This is a genomic window from Roseivivax sp. CAU 1753 (genome assembly GCF_054482575.1).
In genome coordinates this window covers 1-16,909 of sequence record NZ_JBTLRF010000009.1, presented here as the reverse complement: position 1 = coordinate 16,909, position 16,909 = coordinate 1, and the positions used below count along the sequence as shown (strand labels likewise).

Genomic DNA, 16,909 nt, shown 5'->3' with positions numbered 1-16,909 from the left:
CGGACGCGGCTGCACGCCGGGTCCGGTCTTTGACGTCGGCGCAGGCGGGACGTCACGGTCAGGTCACCATAGGACACCACGAGGCACCACGGGCGGCGGGCGGTTGACCGGGTCTCCGAGTCTTACCAAGTCATACCGGGCCTCACCGGGTCCGACCGGACCTCACCGGGTTTCGGCGTCCTGGGGCCGGTCCTGCGGGTCATGCGTCTGATCGTCGGTCAGTGGCGCGGCCTCGAGGCGCTCGGGCGGGGTCCAGTGCTGCTCGATGTCGGGATTGCGCCGCCGCAACCGCAGCGCAAGGCCCACCGAAACCCCGACCCCGATGGCGACCGTCAGGTCCGCGAGGACGGTCAGAACCAGCGTCAGCACAAGCAGCACCTGATCCGAGACCCGGGTCTGCAGGTAGCCGCGCCACTTGTGCGGCTCGCTCATGTTCCACGCGGTCAGGATCAGCAACCCCGCCAGCGCGGGCATCGCAAGGTAGCCCGCAAGCGGTGCCGCCAGCAGCATGACCAGCAGGATCGTCAGCGCATGCACGATCCCCGCGACCGGTGTCTTGCCCCCGGCGCGCACATTGGTGGCGGTGCGCGCGATGGCCCCGGTTGCCGGCAGGCCGCCGAACAGCGACGAGCCGATATTGGCAAACCCCTGCGCCAGCACCTCGGCGTTCGGGCGATGCCGTCCGCCGATCATCCGGTCGGCAACCATCGCCGACAGCAGCGACTCGATGCTGGCAAGAAACGCGATGACCAGTGCCGAGGGCAACAGATCGGAGATCCGCTGAAGGCTGATCTCGGGCAGCGCGGGCATGGGCAGCGTGCCGGGCAGGGCCCCGAAGCGCGAAAAGATCGTATCGACCGGCAGCGCGGCCAGCGACACCAGCGCCGACGAGAGGCCCACCGCAACGATCAGGCCGGGAAGCCGTGGCGCAAGCCTGCGGAAGGCGACGATCATCGCCATGGTGCCAAGCCCGATGCCGACGGCGGGCAGGCTCAGCGTGTCGCGCGCGCCCCAGAGCGCCGCGATCTTGGGCAGGAACTCTGCCGGGACCTCGGCCATGGACAGCCCCAGCAGGTCCTTGATCTGGCTGGTCGCGATGATGATGCCGATGCCGATGGTGAAGCCGTTGATCACTGGCTCGGGCACATAGGCGACCAGATTGCCCGCGCGCAGGACGCCCGCCGCCAGCATGATGAGCCCGGCCATGAACGTCGCCAGCACGAGCCCGTCATAGCCATGCTCGGCGATCACCGCGAAGACGACGACGATGAAGGCCCCGGTCGGCCCGCCGATCTGCACGCGGCTGCCGCCCAGAAACGAGATCAGGAAGCCCGCGACAATGGCCGTCACAAGGCCCTTTTCCGGCCCCGCGCCCGAGGCGATGGCGATGGCGAGGCTGAGCGGCAGGGCCACCATGGCCACCGTCACACCGGCGACGAGGTCGCTGGTGAATTGCTGACGGTCGTAGGTGGCCATCGTGGTCAGGAGTTTCGGTGTCATGCGGCCAGCTAAGACCCTGGGCCGGGAAAGTGCAATCGGGCAATCGGCATGCTTGCGGCGCGATGCGGGTGGCCGCCTGTCCTGCGTTGCGGGCCAGATGCGGGCCTTTCCCGCGCGGTCGGCCGGTGGAAATCACCGCGCGCGGCACCACAGGCGGCATCTGACCGACCGGGATGGCTTGGCGGCCCGCGCGCGGGGCGTTATCACGGCCTCCCGAGCAGCAGAGAGAGCCCACCATGACCGCCGCCGCAGACCGCATCGCCCGAAACATCGCCACCGATATCGGCGCGCAGGTTGACCAGGTCACCGCGACGATCACGCTGCTGGACGGGGGCGATACGGTGCCCTTCGTCGCGCGCTACCGCAAGGAGGCGACGGGCGGTCTGGACGACACTCAGCTGCGCCGTCTGGCGGAACGGCTGGACTACCTGCGCGATCTGGAAAAGCGGCGCGCCAGCATCCTGGCCGAGATCACCACCCAGGGCAAAATGACCGACGAGCTTGCCCGCGCCATCGCCGCGGCGGACACCAAGGCGGTGCTTGAGGATCTGTACCTGCCGTTCAAGCCCAAGCGGCGCACCAAGGCGATGATCGCGCGTGAAAACGGGCTGGAGCCGCTGTTGCGCGGCATCCTCGCCGATCGCCGCGCCGCGCCCGAGCGGCTGGCCGAAGGCTACCTTTCGGAGGCGGTGCCGACCCCGAAAGACGCGCTGACCGGGGCGCGCGACATCCTTGTCGAGGAACTGGGCGAAAACGCCGCCCTGCTGGGGCGGCTGCGCGACGTGCTGCACAAGGAAGCGCTGATCACCGCAAGGGTGATACCCGGCAAGGAAGAGAGCGGGGCCAAGTTCTCGGACTACTTCGCCCATAGCGAAAAATGGGCGACGATCCCGGCGCACCGGGCGCTGGCCATCCTGCGGGCCTCGAAGGAAGAGGTGGTGACCGTCGATATCGGCCCCGAGCCCGAGGCGGGCGTGCCGCGCATCGTCGGGCTGATCGCCGCCGAGATCGGCATCCGGGGGCAGGACCCGGGCGATCTGTGGCTGCGTGACGCGGCGCAATGGGCGTGGAAGGTCAAGTTGAGCCTGACGATGTTTCTCGATCTGATGGGCGATCTGCGCCGCCGCGCCCACGATGCCGCCATCGATGTCTTCGCGCGCAATCTGCGCGACCTGCTGCTGGCGGCCCCCGCCGGGGCGCGCGCGACGCTGGGCCTTGATCCGGGCATCCGGACCGGCTGCAAGATCGCCGTGGTCGACGAGACAGGCAAGCTGCTCGAGACCGCGACGATCTATCCGTTCCAGCCGAAAAACGACCTGCGCGGGGCCGAGGAGACGCTGCTGCACCTGATCGCCAAGCATGGGGTGGCGCTGGTGGCCATCGGCAACGGCACCGCCAGCCGCGAATCCGAACGGCTGGTGGCGGATGCGCTGAAACGCCTGCCCGCAGGCACCGCGCGCCCGACGCCGGTGATCGTGTCCGAGGCCGGCGCGTCGGTCTATTCGGCGTCGGAACTGGCGTCACAGGAATTTCCCGGCATCGACGTGTCGCTGCGCGGCGCGGTGTCGATCGCACGGCGCTTGCAGGACCCGCTGGCGGAACTGGTCAAGATCGAGCCGCAGGCGATCGGCGTCGGGCAATACCAGCACGATGTCGATCAGCGGCGGTTGGCGCAATCGCTGGCGGCGGTGGTCGAGGACGCGGTGAACGCGGTGGGCGTGAACCTCAACATGGCGTCGGCGTCGCTGCTTGCGCATATCGCGGGGCTGGGGCCGTCGCTGGCGCAGTCGGTCGTCGCGCACCGCGATGCCAATGGCGCGTTCGCCAACCGCAAGGCGCTTTTGAAGGTGCCGGGGCTGGGCCCCAAGGCGTTCCGGCAATGCGCGGGGTTCCTGCGCATCCCCGACGGGACAGAACCGCTGGACGCCTCGTCGGTGCACCCCGAGGCCTACGGCGTCGCGCGCCGGATCGTCAAGGCCTGCGGGCGCGACATCCGCGCGATCATGGGCGACAGCGGTGCGTTGTCGGGGGTGCGGGCCGAGCAGTTCGTCGATGACAGTTTCGGCCTGCCCACGGTGCGCGACATCCTGACAGAGCTGGAAAAGCCGGGCCGCGACCCGCGCCCGACCTTCAAGACCGCGACCTTCGCCGAGGGCATCGACAGTATCACCGACCTGAAACCCGGCATGTCGCTGGAAGGGACGGTGACGAATGTCGCGGCTTTCGGGGCCTTCGTCGATATCGGCGTGCATCAGGACGGGCTGGTGCATGTCAGCCAGCTTGCCGACCGCTTCGTCAAGGACCCGCATGAGGTGGTCAAGGCCGGTGACGTTGTGCGGGTGCGCGTGACCGAGGTCGACGTGCCGCGCAAGCGCATCGGGCTGAGCATGCGCAAGGACGGCGGCGGGGCGTCGTCACCGCGCGGCGAGAGACCCGCAAAGCCGCAGGCACGGCATGCAGCGCAGGCCTCTGCCGGGCCGAAAGCCAGGGGGGACGCGCAGGGCGCGCTGGGCTCGGCGCTGGCGGCGGCGCTGAAGACCGCGCCCGGGACGGACGGTCGAGGGCCGAAGAAACCGCGGCGCTGACCGGGCGGTGGGCGTTGCGCGCACCGGATCGTGCCCCGCTGACGCCCTGCGCTCAGCTGTCGGGGCGCACCCGAGCCGCGCTTTTGTCGGCGAAAGCGGCGAGCCGCGCGCGCGCATCGGGCTGGGTGTTGACGACACCGGCCACCACCGATTCCGCATAGGCCGCATCCATCGCCGACATGTTCTGCATGTGACTGACCGCCGAGCAGATGGCGAAGTTCGACAGCGGCAGGTTCTGCGCGGTCTTCCGGGCCAGCTCCATCGCGGCGTCCAGGCTGGAACCGTCGACGAAATACTGCGCCAGACCCAGGTCCACGGCCTCTTGCCCGTGATAGACGCGGCCCGTCAGCATCATGTCGATCATCCGCGCCTTGCCCACCAGATCGGTCACCCGGATGGTCGCGCCGCCGCCGGTGAACAGACCGCGCTGGCCCTCGGGCAGGGCAAAATAGGCGGTGTCGTCCATGACGCGGATATGCGCCGCGCTGGCCAGTTCCAGCCCGCCCCCGACCACCGCACCATGCAGGGCGGCGATGATCGGCACGCCACCGTATTCCATCTTGTTGAAGGCTTCGTGCCAGCGCAGGCACACATGCATGAAATCGGCGGGGCTGCGATCCGCGTCGTGATGTTCGATCAGGTCGAGCCCGGCGCAGAAATGATCGCCCGCCCCGGCCAGCACCACCGCACGCACCCCGGCGCGGGGGGCGGCGGAGAAGAAGTCGACCAGTTCGTCGATGGTGGCGAGGTCCAGCGCGTTGCGCTTGGCCGGGCGGTTCAGGGTGACGACCCAGACGCCATCCTCGTGAGACTGGATCGCGAGGTTCTGGTAGCGGGACATGTCGATCTGGAGGCTCATTGCGGTATCCTTCTTCGAAAGCGGTCTGGCGTGACCCTGATTGTGCCGGGCGCGCCCGTCCAGAGCGAATTCGCACCTGCGGGGGGCGGGGAGCCTGCGCCGCCTTTGCCAGCGGTCAGGCGCGGGACAGCGATGTCGGGACCGGGGTGCCAGGACAGGGCCGGACGGGTGCCAGAACCGGTCCGGAGATTGGCCGACAGGGCGCGTGGTCGCCCGGCGCTGTCCTGCCGGGCCGCCTTGCCCTGCCCTGCCCTGCCCCGTTCTGTCCTGCGAATGCGGCGACAGGTGCGCGGGACGCGCGGCGGAGGGATGCTAGAGCACGGCCTGTATCAGGATCATGATGACCCCGGCGACGCAGATATATCCGGCGTCGACCGCGATCGCATAGCTGGATTTCCTACAGAAACCGCCGTTCGACGCGACAAAGAGCGCCGCGGCCAGGATGGCGAAGATCGCGGTGGGCAGGGCGTTGGCGGCGGCGGCCGCTCCGACCACGATGCTGAGCGCGAGCAGCGCCAGAAGCTGCGTCACCATGGCCTGAACCGGCATCTTGTCTGCCGTGTTCAGCGTCACGCCCGAGCCTTCCGCCCATTTCCTGCCGAAAAGCATCGGCGAATAGAACAGCCACCCCGCAAGAAAGCCGATGACCGTACCGACGATCACGGCCAGCCAGTTCATCTCTGCAAACGCCATGTCAGCCCCTCCTGCAGGGCGCATGGTACAGCGTTCTGATGAGATGTCAGGGGTTTTCCCGCTTGGCCCCTGAACGCGACGGGGTGCAAAAATGCCGTCAGACGCCCAGCCTGTCGCGCAGCCCGTACCACCACGACCCCACAACCGAATAGGGAACCCGCAGCATCCGCCCGCCGGGGAACGGATACCAGGGCACCTTGGCGAAAACGTCGAAACGGGTCAGATCGCCGGCGATCGCCTCGGAGAGGATGCGCCCGAAGGTGTGCGACCCGGTGACGCCGTGGCCGCTGTAGCCATGCGCGAAATAGGTGTTGTCGCCGATCCGGCCCATCTGCGGGACGCGGCTGAAGGACAGGGCGAAATTGCCGCTCCAGGCGTAGTCGATCCCGACGCCCTTGAGCTGTGGAAACACCTTGTCCATGTTGCGCCGCAGCTTGGCCTTGATGTCGCTGGGATCCGCGCCGCCATAGACGGTGCCGCCACCGAACAGCAGGCGCTTGTCACCGGACAGCCGGTAATAATCGAGGATATAGCGGATGTCCTCGATACAGGTATCGGTCGGCAGGAGTTCGTGCGCCAGCGTCTCGCCCAGAGGTTCGGTCGCCATCACCTGGGTCGAGACCGGCATGACCCGCGCCGCAAGCGTCGGCACCACGTGGCCCAGATAGGCATTGCCGCACAGAACCAGCGTCTTGCAGGTCATCGACCCCTTGGCGGTCCGGACCACGGGCCGCGCCGCTGCGTGGTCGACGTCGATCACCGGCGACATCTCGTGGATCGTGCCGCCGTTCTTTTCGAAGGCCGCCGCTTCGCCAAGCGCGAGGTTGAGCGGGTGCATGTGGCCGCCGGAATGGTCGATCAGGCCGCCGACATAGAGATCCGAATTGACGTGCTTGCGCAGCTGGTCCTTGTCGAGAAGCTCCTGGTTCCTGATGCCGTAGCTGGCCCAGAGCTTCATGCGGTCCTCCAACTCGCCCATATGGGCGCTGGTCAGGCCGGTGAAGATGTTCTTGTCCTTCAGGTCGCACTTGATGTCGTAGGTGCTGACCCGCTCGCGGATGATCTCGCCGCCCTCCTGCACCAGACCGGCGACGAAGGTGGCGGTGTCCTGGCCATAGCGTTTCCGGATCGTCTGCAGGCTGGCGTTCAGCCCGTTGACGATCTGCCCGCCATTGCGCCCCGACGCGCCCCAGCCGACCCGCGCGCCTTCGAGGATGGCAACCTTGTAGCCCTTTTCGGCAAGGTGCAGACCGGTCGAGAGGCCGCTATACCCCGCCCCGACGATGCAGATGTCGATGGCCTGATCGCCGATCAGTTCCGGGCGGTCGGGCGCAGGGTTGGCCGAGGCCGCATAGTAGCTTGCGGTATGGGTTCCGTCGCCCGCATAGGAATGCGCCATCGCGGTCATCAGACGACCTCCAGATAACTGTGGTATTCGAAGCTGGTCACGTGCCGCGCGAATTTGCGCAATTCCTGCATCTTGCCCTCGACCAGCATCGTCTGCAGGCGGCGCGAGAAGATTTCGGGCACGTCGGGCCCCTTGCGGAAGGCGTCGATCGCGGTTGCCCAGTCCAGCGGCAGATTGTCGAGCTTCATCGCATAGGCGTCGCCGGTGATCGGGGCGACCGGCTGCATGTCGTTCTCGATCCCCAGAAGCGCGCCGCCCAGAATGCTTGTCAGTACCAGATAGGGGTTGGCGTCGGCCCCGGCCACGCGATGTTCGATGCGGCGCGCCCTGGCATCGCCGCCGGGAATGCGGATTGCGGCGGTCCGGTTCTCGTAGCCCCAGGCGACATTGGTGGGGGCGTGGGCACCGGGCAGGAGGCGACGATAGGAGTTTTCGTGCGGCGCGAAGGTCAGCGTGTTCTGCTGCATCGTCGCGAGCAGTCCCGCCACCGCGTTCAGCATCAGGGGCGTGCCCTCTTCGCCGCCATTGTCGAACACGTTCACACCGGCCTCGTCGACCAGCGAAAAATGCACGTGAAAGCCGCTGCCAGAGAGGTCGCCATAGGGCTTGGCCATGAAGGTCGCGGCAAAGTCGTGCTTGCGGGCGATGCCGCGCACCAGCCGCTTGAACAGCACCGCATCGTCCGCCGCGCGCAGCGGATCGGCGACGTGCCGCATGTTGATCTCGAACTGGCCAGCGCCGTTTTCGGAAATCGCGGCATCGGCGGGAATACCCTGCAATTCGCAGGCATCGTAGACGTCGTTCAGGAATTCGTCGAAGTGCTGCAATTCGTCCAGCGACAGCGCCCCGTCGCTATCCAGCCGCTTGCCGGTCACCGGAGAGCACGGCGCGCGCGGATGGTCCTCGGACGGATCGACCAGGTAGAATTCAAGCTCGGTCGCCACGACCGGCGTCAGGCCGCGCGCCGCGAACCGGTCGGCGATCCGCGCCAGCGCCCTGCGTGGATCGCCGGGGAACGGCGTGCCGTCCTCTTGCCGCATCCACAGCATCGCCAGCGCTGTCGGACGGCTGGTCCAGTTGATCGGCATCAGCGGGCGGCCGGTGAAATCGCACAGCCCGTCGGAATCGCCGGTCTCGAAGACCAGTTCGCTGTTTTCGACATCCTCGCCCCATATATCCATGCCAACGATCGACAGGGGCATCCGCAAGCCGCCATCGACCACCTTGGAGACCTGATCGACCGGCACGCGCTTGCCGCGCATGGTGCCGTTGAGGTCGCACACGCAGGCGAAGATCGAATCGATCTCGGGGTGCCGGGCGAGCCAGGCTTCGGCCTTGTTGTCAGACATGGAAGACCTTTCGATACCGAAACATTTTTTGTGATATCATTTTCTTGAACGTAATATCGTTTTTTGGTTGTGTCAAACATCCTGTGGACTACACTCGCCCGCGAGGAGACCCCGGGGCAGCGACATGATCGGCAACGCCACTCTCAACATTCCCGACATCCCCGAAATGCCCGGGGCGACGACGCAGGAACACGTATACGAGCGCCTGCGCAACGCCATCATGCTGGGTGCGATCGAGCCGGGCACGTCGCTGACGATGCGCGGATTGGCCGACCATCTGGGCCTCAGCCCGACCCCGGTGCGCGAGGCGGTGCGGCGGCTGAGTTCGGAACATGCGATACAGATCAAGGACAACCGGCGCATGACGGTGCCCCTGATGACGCCCGATCGTTTCGAGGAACTGGTCGCCCTGCGCGTCGTCGCCGAGGTGCATACGGCGAAACGCGCCCTGCCCTACATCTCGGATATCGTCATCGACACGCTGGCCGAGATCGATGCAAGGATGGACCAATCCGCCGCTGACCGGGATCACGACAGGCTGACCCTGCTCAACCAGGAATTCCACCGCACGCTTTACACGGCGAACCCCGCTCAGGTCTCGATGCCGATGATCGAAAGCATCTGGCTGCAGCTGGGGCCGTTTCAGCGACAGGTCATCACGCGGGTGGCGGACTATTACCAGATCGACCGCCACAAGGAGATCCTTGCCGCCCTGACAACGCGCAACGCAGCCGCCCTGCGCGACGCGGTGACCCACGACATCCGCGACGGGGTCCTGAAATCCGGGCGCAACCTGCTGGCGCGGATGTCGGCGATGCCTGCATGACGGGGCATTCGTCGGGCCCCGTGGTCGCGGCGTCCTGACGGGGGCGGGCGCGCCATTGCGGTGATACGGGGGGCGAACGGCCACCATGGCGGGTTGTGGGCAGGTGCGCGCGGATCACAGAGCGCAGAGGGCGGAGGGCGGATATTCCCCGACAGGGACATCGACGCGGCGAAGTGCCGCACTATTTCGCATGTGGAAACGTCATGGAAAACCGGGGGGTCACGATGAAATACCGCATATGGGCCGTTGCCTTGATGCTTGCCGCAGCGCCTGCGCTGGCCGACGTCGAGGTGGGGATCACCAAGACCATGCCGACCGCCCTGGTCCAGACGCCGGATGGCGCGGTCGAGATCGGCCGGATTCAGGACACCGAAAACACGCTTGAGGGCGATTGGGCAAAGACGTCGCGTCCGTGCCCGGACTTCTGCATCCAGCCGTTCACACCCGCCGAGGGGGTGACCACCATCGGCGAGCTGGAGCTGATCGACATGCTGCAGGACAGCGAGGCGGTGGTTGTCGACAGTCGCACCCAGGACTGGTTTCAGGGCGGCACGATCCCCGGCGCGATCAACATTCCCTACACCTATATCCTGGACCAGCTGGGCCAGCTGGGATGCGAGCCGGATTTCGACGGCTGGGCCTGCGACGATGCCAAACGCGTCGCGCTGTTCTGCAACGGTATCTGGTGCGGCCAATCCCCCACCGCGATAGGCAACATGATCGAGGCGGGATACCCTGCCGACCGCATCTTCTACTATCGCGGGGGCATGCAGGTCTGGCGGATGCTGGGCCTGACGGTCACCGGCGCGGACTAGACGCCGCGCAAGGCATGTGGCGCGGGATTCAGTCCGTCACGGTGGACTGGATAGCGGTGCGGACCGCGGTGCAGAAGTCGTGCAGCACCGCGCTTTGGGCCGCCAGTGCGCGCCGCAGCGATCTTGGCAGTTCAAGTTGCACGCCCCCGCCAGAGCGGGTCCGGTTGCAGATGTTGTCCGGGTGACGGCCCGGTAATGTCGCGTTGACGTAGGCCCCGAAGCCCGCATCGCGCAGCGACAGGCCGATGGCATCGCGCAGACCGTCGCCGCGCCCGCCCAGCCAGACGGTATCGGTGCCATCGTTCCGGCGTCCGTGGATCGCAACAGCGGTCAGCGCCCCGCCGACCAGCGCGATGGCTGTGGGTTCATCGAAGCGATGCGAGGTGATGTGTGCGTCGCCATGCGCCCCGGGGTTCAGCGCCTCGAACGCATAGAAAGACAGGTCCGAACCGGCGATTGTCCGGGCGATGCGCGACGTCTCAGGCTCTATGGTGCCGCCATGCGGTGCCAGGATCACCACGGACGAGCCGCGATCCTCGGCGTGGATGCGGTAGTCGACGTCGCGCACCAAGGCGGCGGCAAGCGCGTCGAAACTTCCGAAGCGATCAGCCATCGCCGCCGACCCCGCCATGGCGCCCGTGACCGTAACGCGGCAGGGCGTGGGTATCTGCCCGAGACCGCGCGGTCACAGGGTCAGCTTTCGCACCTGTTTGGCGATGGTTCCGCCCTTGCGTTCCAGCGCGATCAACTCGCCAAATTCGACATTCAACCAGTTGTCGCGATTCTCGGTCAGGGGTTCGGACGCGAAGATCGCCGATGTTGCCTCGCCCTCGGGGCACGCATCGACCTTGTATGATTTTGCATGGTCCGAGAAATTCTTGCCCATCAGCAGGTACATCGGTTCGAGCAGCATGGAGAGCGCATGATCGTCGGTGCCGGGCCCCGGCTTTCGCAGCTCTTTCCAATCGCCCTCGGGGGCCGTTTCGCCGTTGTGGCCAGAGCCGTAATTGACGCCGATGATGCGGTTCGGCGCGACCAGCGCGATCTTGAGCTTGGTCAGTTCGACCAGCCCGAGCTTTTTCTGCGCTTCGAGGATGACCTTCAGCAGTGCCTCGAACCCGGCCTGCACATCGTCGTCGCTGTCGCCCTTCAGCAGTGACAGCAGCAGCACATACAGAAATTCCGTGTCGGTGGTGCCCCGCAACTGCTTGAGATACCTGTCCTCGCAATGGGAGATCAGTTCCCGCTGCAGGATCCGCCAGTGCGGCAGGGCCCCGTTCTGGGCGATGATCCAGGGCGTTCCGTCGTAGGAAAACGGATGGCAGTTTTCGTCCGCCAGCACGGTAAGTGAATTGTAGGCGGCGGCCCGGACATGCGCGAGCAGCGTGTTGCCCTGCAGGCTCGGGATGATGCCCTGCGCGTTGTCGTCGTAAAACGCCCCCATCGGCCTGTGATAGAGTAACGGCGCGTCCGGTTTCAGAAGATGATCGCTCCAGGCGCCGAAGCCCCACCCCGCCAGTTGCAGCAGCGGATGCAGTTCGGGATCGAGGGCCTGGTTGATCAGGCTGTTCTCCGGTTCCAGCAACAGGCTTTCGAGCGGAATTTCAGGACCGATATAGGCAAGGACGCGGCACATGGTTTTCCTAACGTGTCAGGTCGACGCGGGGGGATGGAGCAGGATGAACGCGCGGGACGCTTGAAAGATCCGGGGCGGGCTCTGCCCGGTCGGGACCGGGGAAGGATGCGACCATGCGCGGCGGGACTTCTGCGTCTTCGTCGATCAAGAAGTTAGCGCGGCTGGCCCTGGAGACAACGCCCGCGCGACGATGCGATGCAGGGGGCGGGGCCTGCCAGTGCCCGCCCCGGCACATGGCCGGTGGGCGGGCCCGGCGCGCGGAGCGGGGGCAGCCGCGGTCAGTCCTTGCGCCGGGCCGCAGTCCGTTGGCACCAGGCCAGGATCACCCCGACAAGACCCACCGCGGTGGTCGGCGCGGCGGCGGCAAGCCATTCGGGCGCGCCCAGCCGGATCAGGGCCAGCAGGGCGGCGTTTCCCAAAAGAACGGCGGCGGCGATGAGTGGCCAGAAGCCCCTTGGCAATTTGCGGTCGGTCCGGTTGCGGGTCATGTCTGTCTTTCCCATCATCGGACCTGCCCGGTGCGTCAAGCCCCGGTCGGGCCGACGGCAATTGCGGCGCGGGGGGTCACTTCTTCTCCGGGCGACGATAGCGGGCCGCGGCCTGCCGTGAGAGCGATTTCAGGCTTCTGGTGACGCCCTGCACGGTGTCGATCGCTTCGCGCCCGAAGGACTTGTCGACATGTGTCAGGCGGGCGCGGTTTCGCTGCACGTTGATCCCCTCGAGCATCCGGGCCGAGATCTGCTGGCGCAGGGCCGGAACGTTCCATTCGTGTTTGCCAAGCGCGACGGGCACCGGGGGGCTGATGCCGATCTCTTGCGCGATGGCGGTGACCGCCGCGCCGATGCGGGTCTGGACGTCCTGGGGGATGTTGTGTTCGGGATAGGGCCAGTCGGGACCGGCCAGCTTGTCGCAGAACGTGGCCACCCCGATCAGGGGCGGCACGCGTCGTCCCGGCACGGTGGCGAAATGCGCCTTGATCCGCTCGACCGTGACCCTGTCGATTTCGCGGCCCGGTCGGTTCACCGCCGAAACCCAGACCAGGATATCGCAGCGGTCCGCTTCGCGCAGGGTGACATCCGACGCCTGCACGCTGCCGTCGAGCCCCGGCAAATCGACCATCTTGCAGGGCAGACCGGCGATTTCGCCTTCGTGAACGGTGTCGCGATGGGTTGTCGGCGGCATGTCGGTTTCGGCAAGATCGACGCCGAGAACGGCATTCACCAGGCTCGACTTGCCGGCGCTGATCTGCCCGGCGACGGCGATGCGCAAGGGGGATTCCGGCTCGGCCAGTCGCTGCCGGTCGATCTCGGCCTCCTGCAGGATACTTTCGAGCAGTTCCGCGTCCGACATGCGCAGGCGGCCCGAGTAAAGCTCGGTCGCGGCCCGGGCGATCTCCTCGAAGAGGATGCGTTGCCCGATGACCTGTATCTCGCCGGTCAGCATCTTCGAGTTGCCGCTGGTGACCAGATCGAGAACCTCGCGCGCCACTGCGACGGGAAGGCCCGCCGTCAGCCGGTATACCCGATATGCCCCGTGCCCGAGCCCGTAGAGACGCTTTGCCCGATCCTGATTTTTCCACAGCCACACCAGCGTCCCGACCGAAATGCGGTCGGACATGGAGATGTAGGACCTGAGATCGGCGCGCAGCCGCGAGGACACGCGTTCGACCAGCAAAAGCGCTTCGGGGATCGTGAAATCGAGCTCGGTCTTGCCCTTGTCGCCCGAGGCTTGCGCGACAGCCTTGATCACCTCAAGCGCGACATCCTGAATTTCGTCGACCGCTAGGGCGGTCTTCAGGCGGTTGTCGATCAGTTTCCGGGCCGCCGCGAAGGCATCGCGTTCCTGTTGCGTCCAGTCGGGATCGGCCTCGACGTGATATTCGTCATCGGGGTCGGGACCCGCGTCCTCGCGGCTCCTGCCCAGCCACACGGGCAAGTTGAGCGCCAGGTAGGCGGTCAGCCCGATGCCGAGGCAAACGCTGGTGAAGATCAGAAGGTAGCCGTGTTCGCGCAGCCACAGCAGGCCCAGCAGGACGCAGGCCAGAACCGGGGCGCCGACCGCCCCTGCCCGCACGAGGATGCGCCATCTGAAAAGGAAGGTGCGCGCGCGATCAATGATCATCGGTCTTGCCCGCGCCTTTCAGCGCCTCCCGGAAGGTGGCTTGCATGTCCTCGCGGGTCGGCGTCTCGCCGATGGACAACGCGTAGAGATACCGGCACGCGGTCCGCCCGAGCGCGTAGGTCGCAACGAAGGTGAAAGCACCGGCGGCCACCGCGCCCGCGGTCTGCCCGTAGCCCGGAATGAGCTTGCCGCCCTGGCGAATGGCCACGCTGGCAAGAAAGCGCCCGCCGATCCCGACACCAAGCAGCGACAGGAAATTCCGGGCAAGCGCCAGGGTGACCGGCACGCCGTAATGATCGCCGAGCTTCTTGAGCATGGTGAACTGCAACCCCGTCGACGAGATCAGCCCGAGGATCGGCACCGCGTCCGACCCCCCGGCAACCCCGGAGTAGAACAGAACCGTCTGGCGCACCTCTGCGAAGGCCCGCGATTCCGCATCGGTCACCGCCTCTTCGCGCAGGGCCAGCCCGGCGTTCGGCAATGTCACAACCAGCGCGTCCTTCAGCGCGCCAAGTTCGTCGTCGCGCGGCAGGCCGTCGGGCGGCAGGCTGATCATGACGTTCGGGATTTCCCGACCAGCCGCGGCGTCGATCAGTTTCTGGTTCGCCGCCCGCGCCCGTGACACCATGGACGGATCCGGCACAAGGTCGGCTCCGGTGTGGACCAGCAGGATTTCCATCTTGGGCCGGCGGCGCACGACCTCTCTGAGCGCATCCGCCACTTCGCCCTGGATCGGATCGTCGAGCCGCGCGACCACGATGATCGCATGGCTGTGCCCTTCGCAGGCGGCCAGATCCTCGTCCGGGTCATATCCGGCCTCCCCGAGGCCACGGGTGTCGAGGAAACGCACCAACGGCTGATCGGCGGGAAAGTCGAACCGTTTCGACGTTCGGGTGCATGACGTATAGCCGTTTCCGACCTCGATCTCGTCGAGACCGGTCAGGACGCGGATCAACGAGCTTTTCCCGGCGCCGGTGCGACCAAGCAGCCAGACGATCGGAATGTCACGCCGGAGGGCATCGCCGTCCTGGCCCGCGCCCGCGTTCGCGACATCCGGTGTTTTCTGGCCTATCAGGCGGTCGAAGAGTTTTCGCATCACGGTTCACTATACTCATTTCTGAAACAACACATATCCCCCGGTCGCGGCAAGGCACACCGGATGCCGCAGGTCGGTAACAGGGTAAAAACGCGCCGTGTCAGGGCAGTACGGTCAGCGCCCGCGCCGCGTTTGCGTCGCCGCCAAGCGGGTCATCGCCCGCGGTTCTGTCGTGGTGCCGTGTCGTGCCGTTCGGACAATGCCGGGGTTTGCGTCGAAGCGGCTTCGGGCGCCGGGCGTAGGGCGCCGAAATCCATATTCGGCACGCAAGAGGTCGCGCGTTCCCGACCATTCAGCAGAAGGAGATGACCAGACAAATGCAGACCGATCATCATAGAACCCGTAGCATGCCTTCATTTGGCATTCAGGCTACCGGCGTTGCAGTTGCCCTTGTCGGTCTGTTCCTTCTGTCCGGATGTCTGCAGGAAACAGAAGTCGACGCCGAGGCGTGCGAACGTCATGGGGGTCGGTACGAAACGTTCATCGGTTCCGGCGAATCCTACTGCAACTTGCCGACTTCGGATGCCGGCAAGGTGTGTGCAATATCCGCAGATTGCGAAACTTACTGCCAGGCCGATACGCTGACTTGCATGCCATACAAGGTGCTTGCCTCGGGCTGTCACTCTTGGATCGCGGACAACGGTGACCGCGTCGACATGTGTTTTGAGTGACGCGGAATGCGGCTGTTGCCGCGCCCTGTTGCCGCGACAGGACGCCGTCCGATGCCCGGGCCTGCGCCACACCCTGTGTCAGGGTTCGGGTCGCACCCCGGATGTCAAGGGATGACCCGGAGTGCCCACCGGCTCATGAGACCCATTTGCCGGGGTCTTTTGCGACTGGGACTGGAACATGGCTGGGGTGGTAGGATTTTCTGTTTTATTTCATATACTTGAAAAATATGATGATATGGTGTTATCTGTCAATTAAAGGAAATCGATTTCCGGCAATTTGTGTCAAGTTGCGTGTCACAGCGATTGCCGCAACTTTTAGGCCGAACAGGCAAGTTGGCGTGGTCGTCGCACCCCGCGGATCAGCGCGCAACGCCGAGCGCCAGAATTAAAAAGCGCCTGCGACTCGCAGTGACACAACATCAGGCTCATCAACATTGTGCTGCTCCCTCTGGATCGCCTCCGACCCAGATGGGGCGGTCCCCGCATGAATGTTATTCTCGGAGGTCGCGGCGCTTTCTGCCCCACTGACTGCCGGTTTTTCAGTCCGCTCCCGGCCCAGGGACGAAGCCGCTCGCGCGGCAATGGCGCCCGTGCCTGGCGTTGAAGACTGATCGCCGTCCTGTGCATTTGGGAATGTCGGCACCTACCTGACGATTGAGGTCTCTCAATCGACAGACAGGAGGTTCCCATGGCAGGAGTAACCCCGCTGCGTCAGCGGATGATCGAAGACATCAACATCCGGGGTTTGGCCAAGAAGACCCAGATGACCCAGATGACCATGATCTTCTCCTCGCTCGCAGCATCATGCTGCTGTTGCGCGAAAAACCCACTTTTCCCGGCTGTGCAGATTTCCGGATCCACCTCTATCTGACGCACAGCATCGGCAATTGAGCTTCATTGTCCTTGCAGGACTTCAGCCCACCGCAGCTTCAGTACGATCTCTTCAGGTTTGTCTCGCTTTCCAGTTTTGTCTCGCTTTCCAGCCATCTCTTGGTTCTCCTGACATCAGGACAAAACTACCCCAGTTGGTGGACCACTTCAGTGGCGGCACTCCAAGTGCATGGAGGAAGAGCATTAAGGGACCCGGGAAGCTTGAGATGCGTCTACGAAATTCCGCTCACCGTCGCGATATTTGGCCTACCCTTTGGAAGCGCCGAGAAACGCGCGAAAGTTGGTGATGCCCTGAGGCGCCGCATATCATGGCGGTGTTCAGAAGCCGTCAATTCTCTGCCGAGTATCCGTTATGATCAAGCGGGTTCTTGTGCCCATTTTCGGCCGTCTCTAATCAATGCGTTTGCCAGGACGACGAGCTTCCTCATGACGGCTGTCACCGCGACTTTGCGCGGCTTG

Annotated in this window: 15 protein-coding genes and 1 pseudogene; 5 read left to right on the top strand and 11 right to left on the bottom strand. The window is 65.6% G+C overall.

What is annotated here, in order from left to right; genetic code table 11:
- Positions 1-162: 162 nt before the first annotated feature.
- Positions 163-1,500 carry a SulP family inorganic anion transporter gene (locus ACXYMN_RS16260; protein WP_459014710.1) on the bottom strand — a complete coding sequence of 446 codons (1,338 nt, stop codon included), beginning with the start codon at positions 1,498-1,500 and terminating at the stop codon, positions 163-165.
- A 236-nt stretch (positions 1,501-1,736) separates the two neighbouring features.
- Here ACXYMN_RS16260 and ACXYMN_RS16255 point away from each other — a divergent pair, with 236 nt between their 5' ends.
- A complete protein-coding gene (locus ACXYMN_RS16255) occupies positions 1,737-4,085 on the top strand; it encodes a Tex family protein (RefSeq protein WP_459014709.1) in 2,349 nt (782 codons plus the stop codon).
- Between the two features lie 52 nt (positions 4,086-4,137).
- Here the strand turns inward: ACXYMN_RS16255 and ACXYMN_RS16250 are convergent, their stop codons facing one another.
- From ACXYMN_RS16250 to ACXYMN_RS16235, 4 genes are all read right to left on the bottom strand, one after another.
- Positions 4,138-4,926: a crotonase/enoyl-CoA hydratase family protein gene (locus ACXYMN_RS16250; RefSeq protein WP_459014818.1), complete on the bottom strand. Its 789-nt coding sequence runs from the start codon at positions 4,924-4,926 to the stop codon at positions 4,138-4,140.
- A 330-nt stretch (positions 4,927-5,256) separates the two neighbouring features.
- Positions 5,257-5,637, bottom strand: a complete 381-nt coding sequence (locus ACXYMN_RS16245) for a DUF1761 domain-containing protein (protein WP_459014708.1) — start codon at positions 5,635-5,637, stop codon at positions 5,257-5,259.
- Positions 5,638-5,734: 97 nt separating this feature from the next.
- Complete coding sequence (locus ACXYMN_RS16240; protein ID WP_459014816.1) at positions 5,735-7,036, bottom strand: NAD(P)/FAD-dependent oxidoreductase; 1,302 nt, start codon at positions 7,034-7,036, stop codon at positions 5,735-5,737.
- 8 nt (positions 7,037-7,044) lie between these two features.
- On the bottom strand, positions 7,045-8,394 hold the full coding sequence (locus ACXYMN_RS16235; RefSeq protein ID WP_459014707.1) for a glutamine synthetase family protein: 1,350 nt from the start codon (positions 8,392-8,394) through the stop codon (positions 7,045-7,047).
- A gap of 124 nt (positions 8,395-8,518) precedes the next feature.
- Here ACXYMN_RS16235 and ACXYMN_RS16230 point away from each other — a divergent pair, with 124 nt between their 5' ends.
- Together ACXYMN_RS16230 and ACXYMN_RS16225 are read left to right on the top strand one after the other, a co-directional pair.
- Entirely contained in the window at positions 8,519-9,220 is a 702-nt protein-coding gene (locus ACXYMN_RS16230; protein ID WP_459014706.1) for a GntR family transcriptional regulator, read from the top strand.
- A gap of 224 nt (positions 9,221-9,444) precedes the next feature.
- A complete protein-coding gene (locus ACXYMN_RS16225; RefSeq protein WP_459014705.1) occupies positions 9,445-10,035 on the top strand; it encodes a rhodanese-like domain-containing protein in 591 nt (196 codons plus the stop codon).
- Positions 10,036-10,063: 28 nt separating this feature from the next.
- Here ACXYMN_RS16225 and ACXYMN_RS16220 read toward each other — a convergent pair whose 3' ends face one another.
- The 5 genes from ACXYMN_RS16220 to ACXYMN_RS16200 form a co-directional block, all read right to left on the bottom strand.
- Positions 10,064-10,648, bottom strand: a complete 585-nt coding sequence (locus ACXYMN_RS16220) for a poly-gamma-glutamate hydrolase family protein (RefSeq protein WP_459014704.1) — start codon at positions 10,646-10,648, stop codon at positions 10,064-10,066.
- Positions 10,649-10,720: 72 nt separating this feature from the next.
- Entirely contained in the window at positions 10,721-11,671 is a 951-nt protein-coding gene (locus ACXYMN_RS16215) for a class II glutamine amidotransferase (protein WP_459014703.1), read from the bottom strand.
- 278 nt (positions 11,672-11,949) lie between these two features.
- Complete coding sequence (locus tag ACXYMN_RS16210; RefSeq protein ID WP_459014702.1) at positions 11,950-12,177, bottom strand: hypothetical protein; 228 nt, start codon at positions 12,175-12,177, stop codon at positions 11,950-11,952.
- Positions 12,178-12,235: 58 nt separating this feature from the next.
- Entirely contained in the window at positions 12,236-13,792 is a 1,557-nt protein-coding gene (locus ACXYMN_RS16205) for a GTPase (protein WP_459014701.1), read from the bottom strand.
- The gene (locus ACXYMN_RS16200; RefSeq protein ID WP_459014700.1) at positions 13,782-14,888 is read right to left on the bottom strand and encodes a YcjF family protein; all 1,107 of its coding nucleotides are present in this window, start codon (positions 14,886-14,888) and stop codon (positions 13,782-13,784) included. The genes ACXYMN_RS16205 and ACXYMN_RS16200 overlap by 11 nt, the downstream gene beginning before the upstream one ends.
- A gap of 305 nt (positions 14,889-15,193) precedes the next feature.
- Between ACXYMN_RS16200 and ACXYMN_RS16195 the strand changes: the two genes are divergently transcribed.
- Both ACXYMN_RS16195 and ACXYMN_RS16190 read left to right on the top strand, forming a co-directional pair.
- Positions 15,194-15,559 (top strand): hypothetical protein, encoded by a 366-nt coding sequence (locus tag ACXYMN_RS16195; RefSeq protein ID WP_459014699.1) that lies wholly within the window; start codon positions 15,194-15,196, stop codon positions 15,557-15,559.
- Between the two features lie 688 nt (positions 15,560-16,247).
- The gene (locus tag ACXYMN_RS16190; RefSeq protein WP_459014698.1) at positions 16,248-16,430 is read left to right on the top strand and encodes a hypothetical protein; all 183 of its coding nucleotides are present in this window, start codon (positions 16,248-16,250) and stop codon (positions 16,428-16,430) included.
- A gap of 376 nt (positions 16,431-16,806) precedes the next feature.
- Here ACXYMN_RS16190 and ACXYMN_RS16185 read toward each other — a convergent pair.
- Positions 16,807-16,909 (bottom strand): annotated as a pseudogene (locus ACXYMN_RS16185) (IS110 family transposase); the annotation flags it as partial.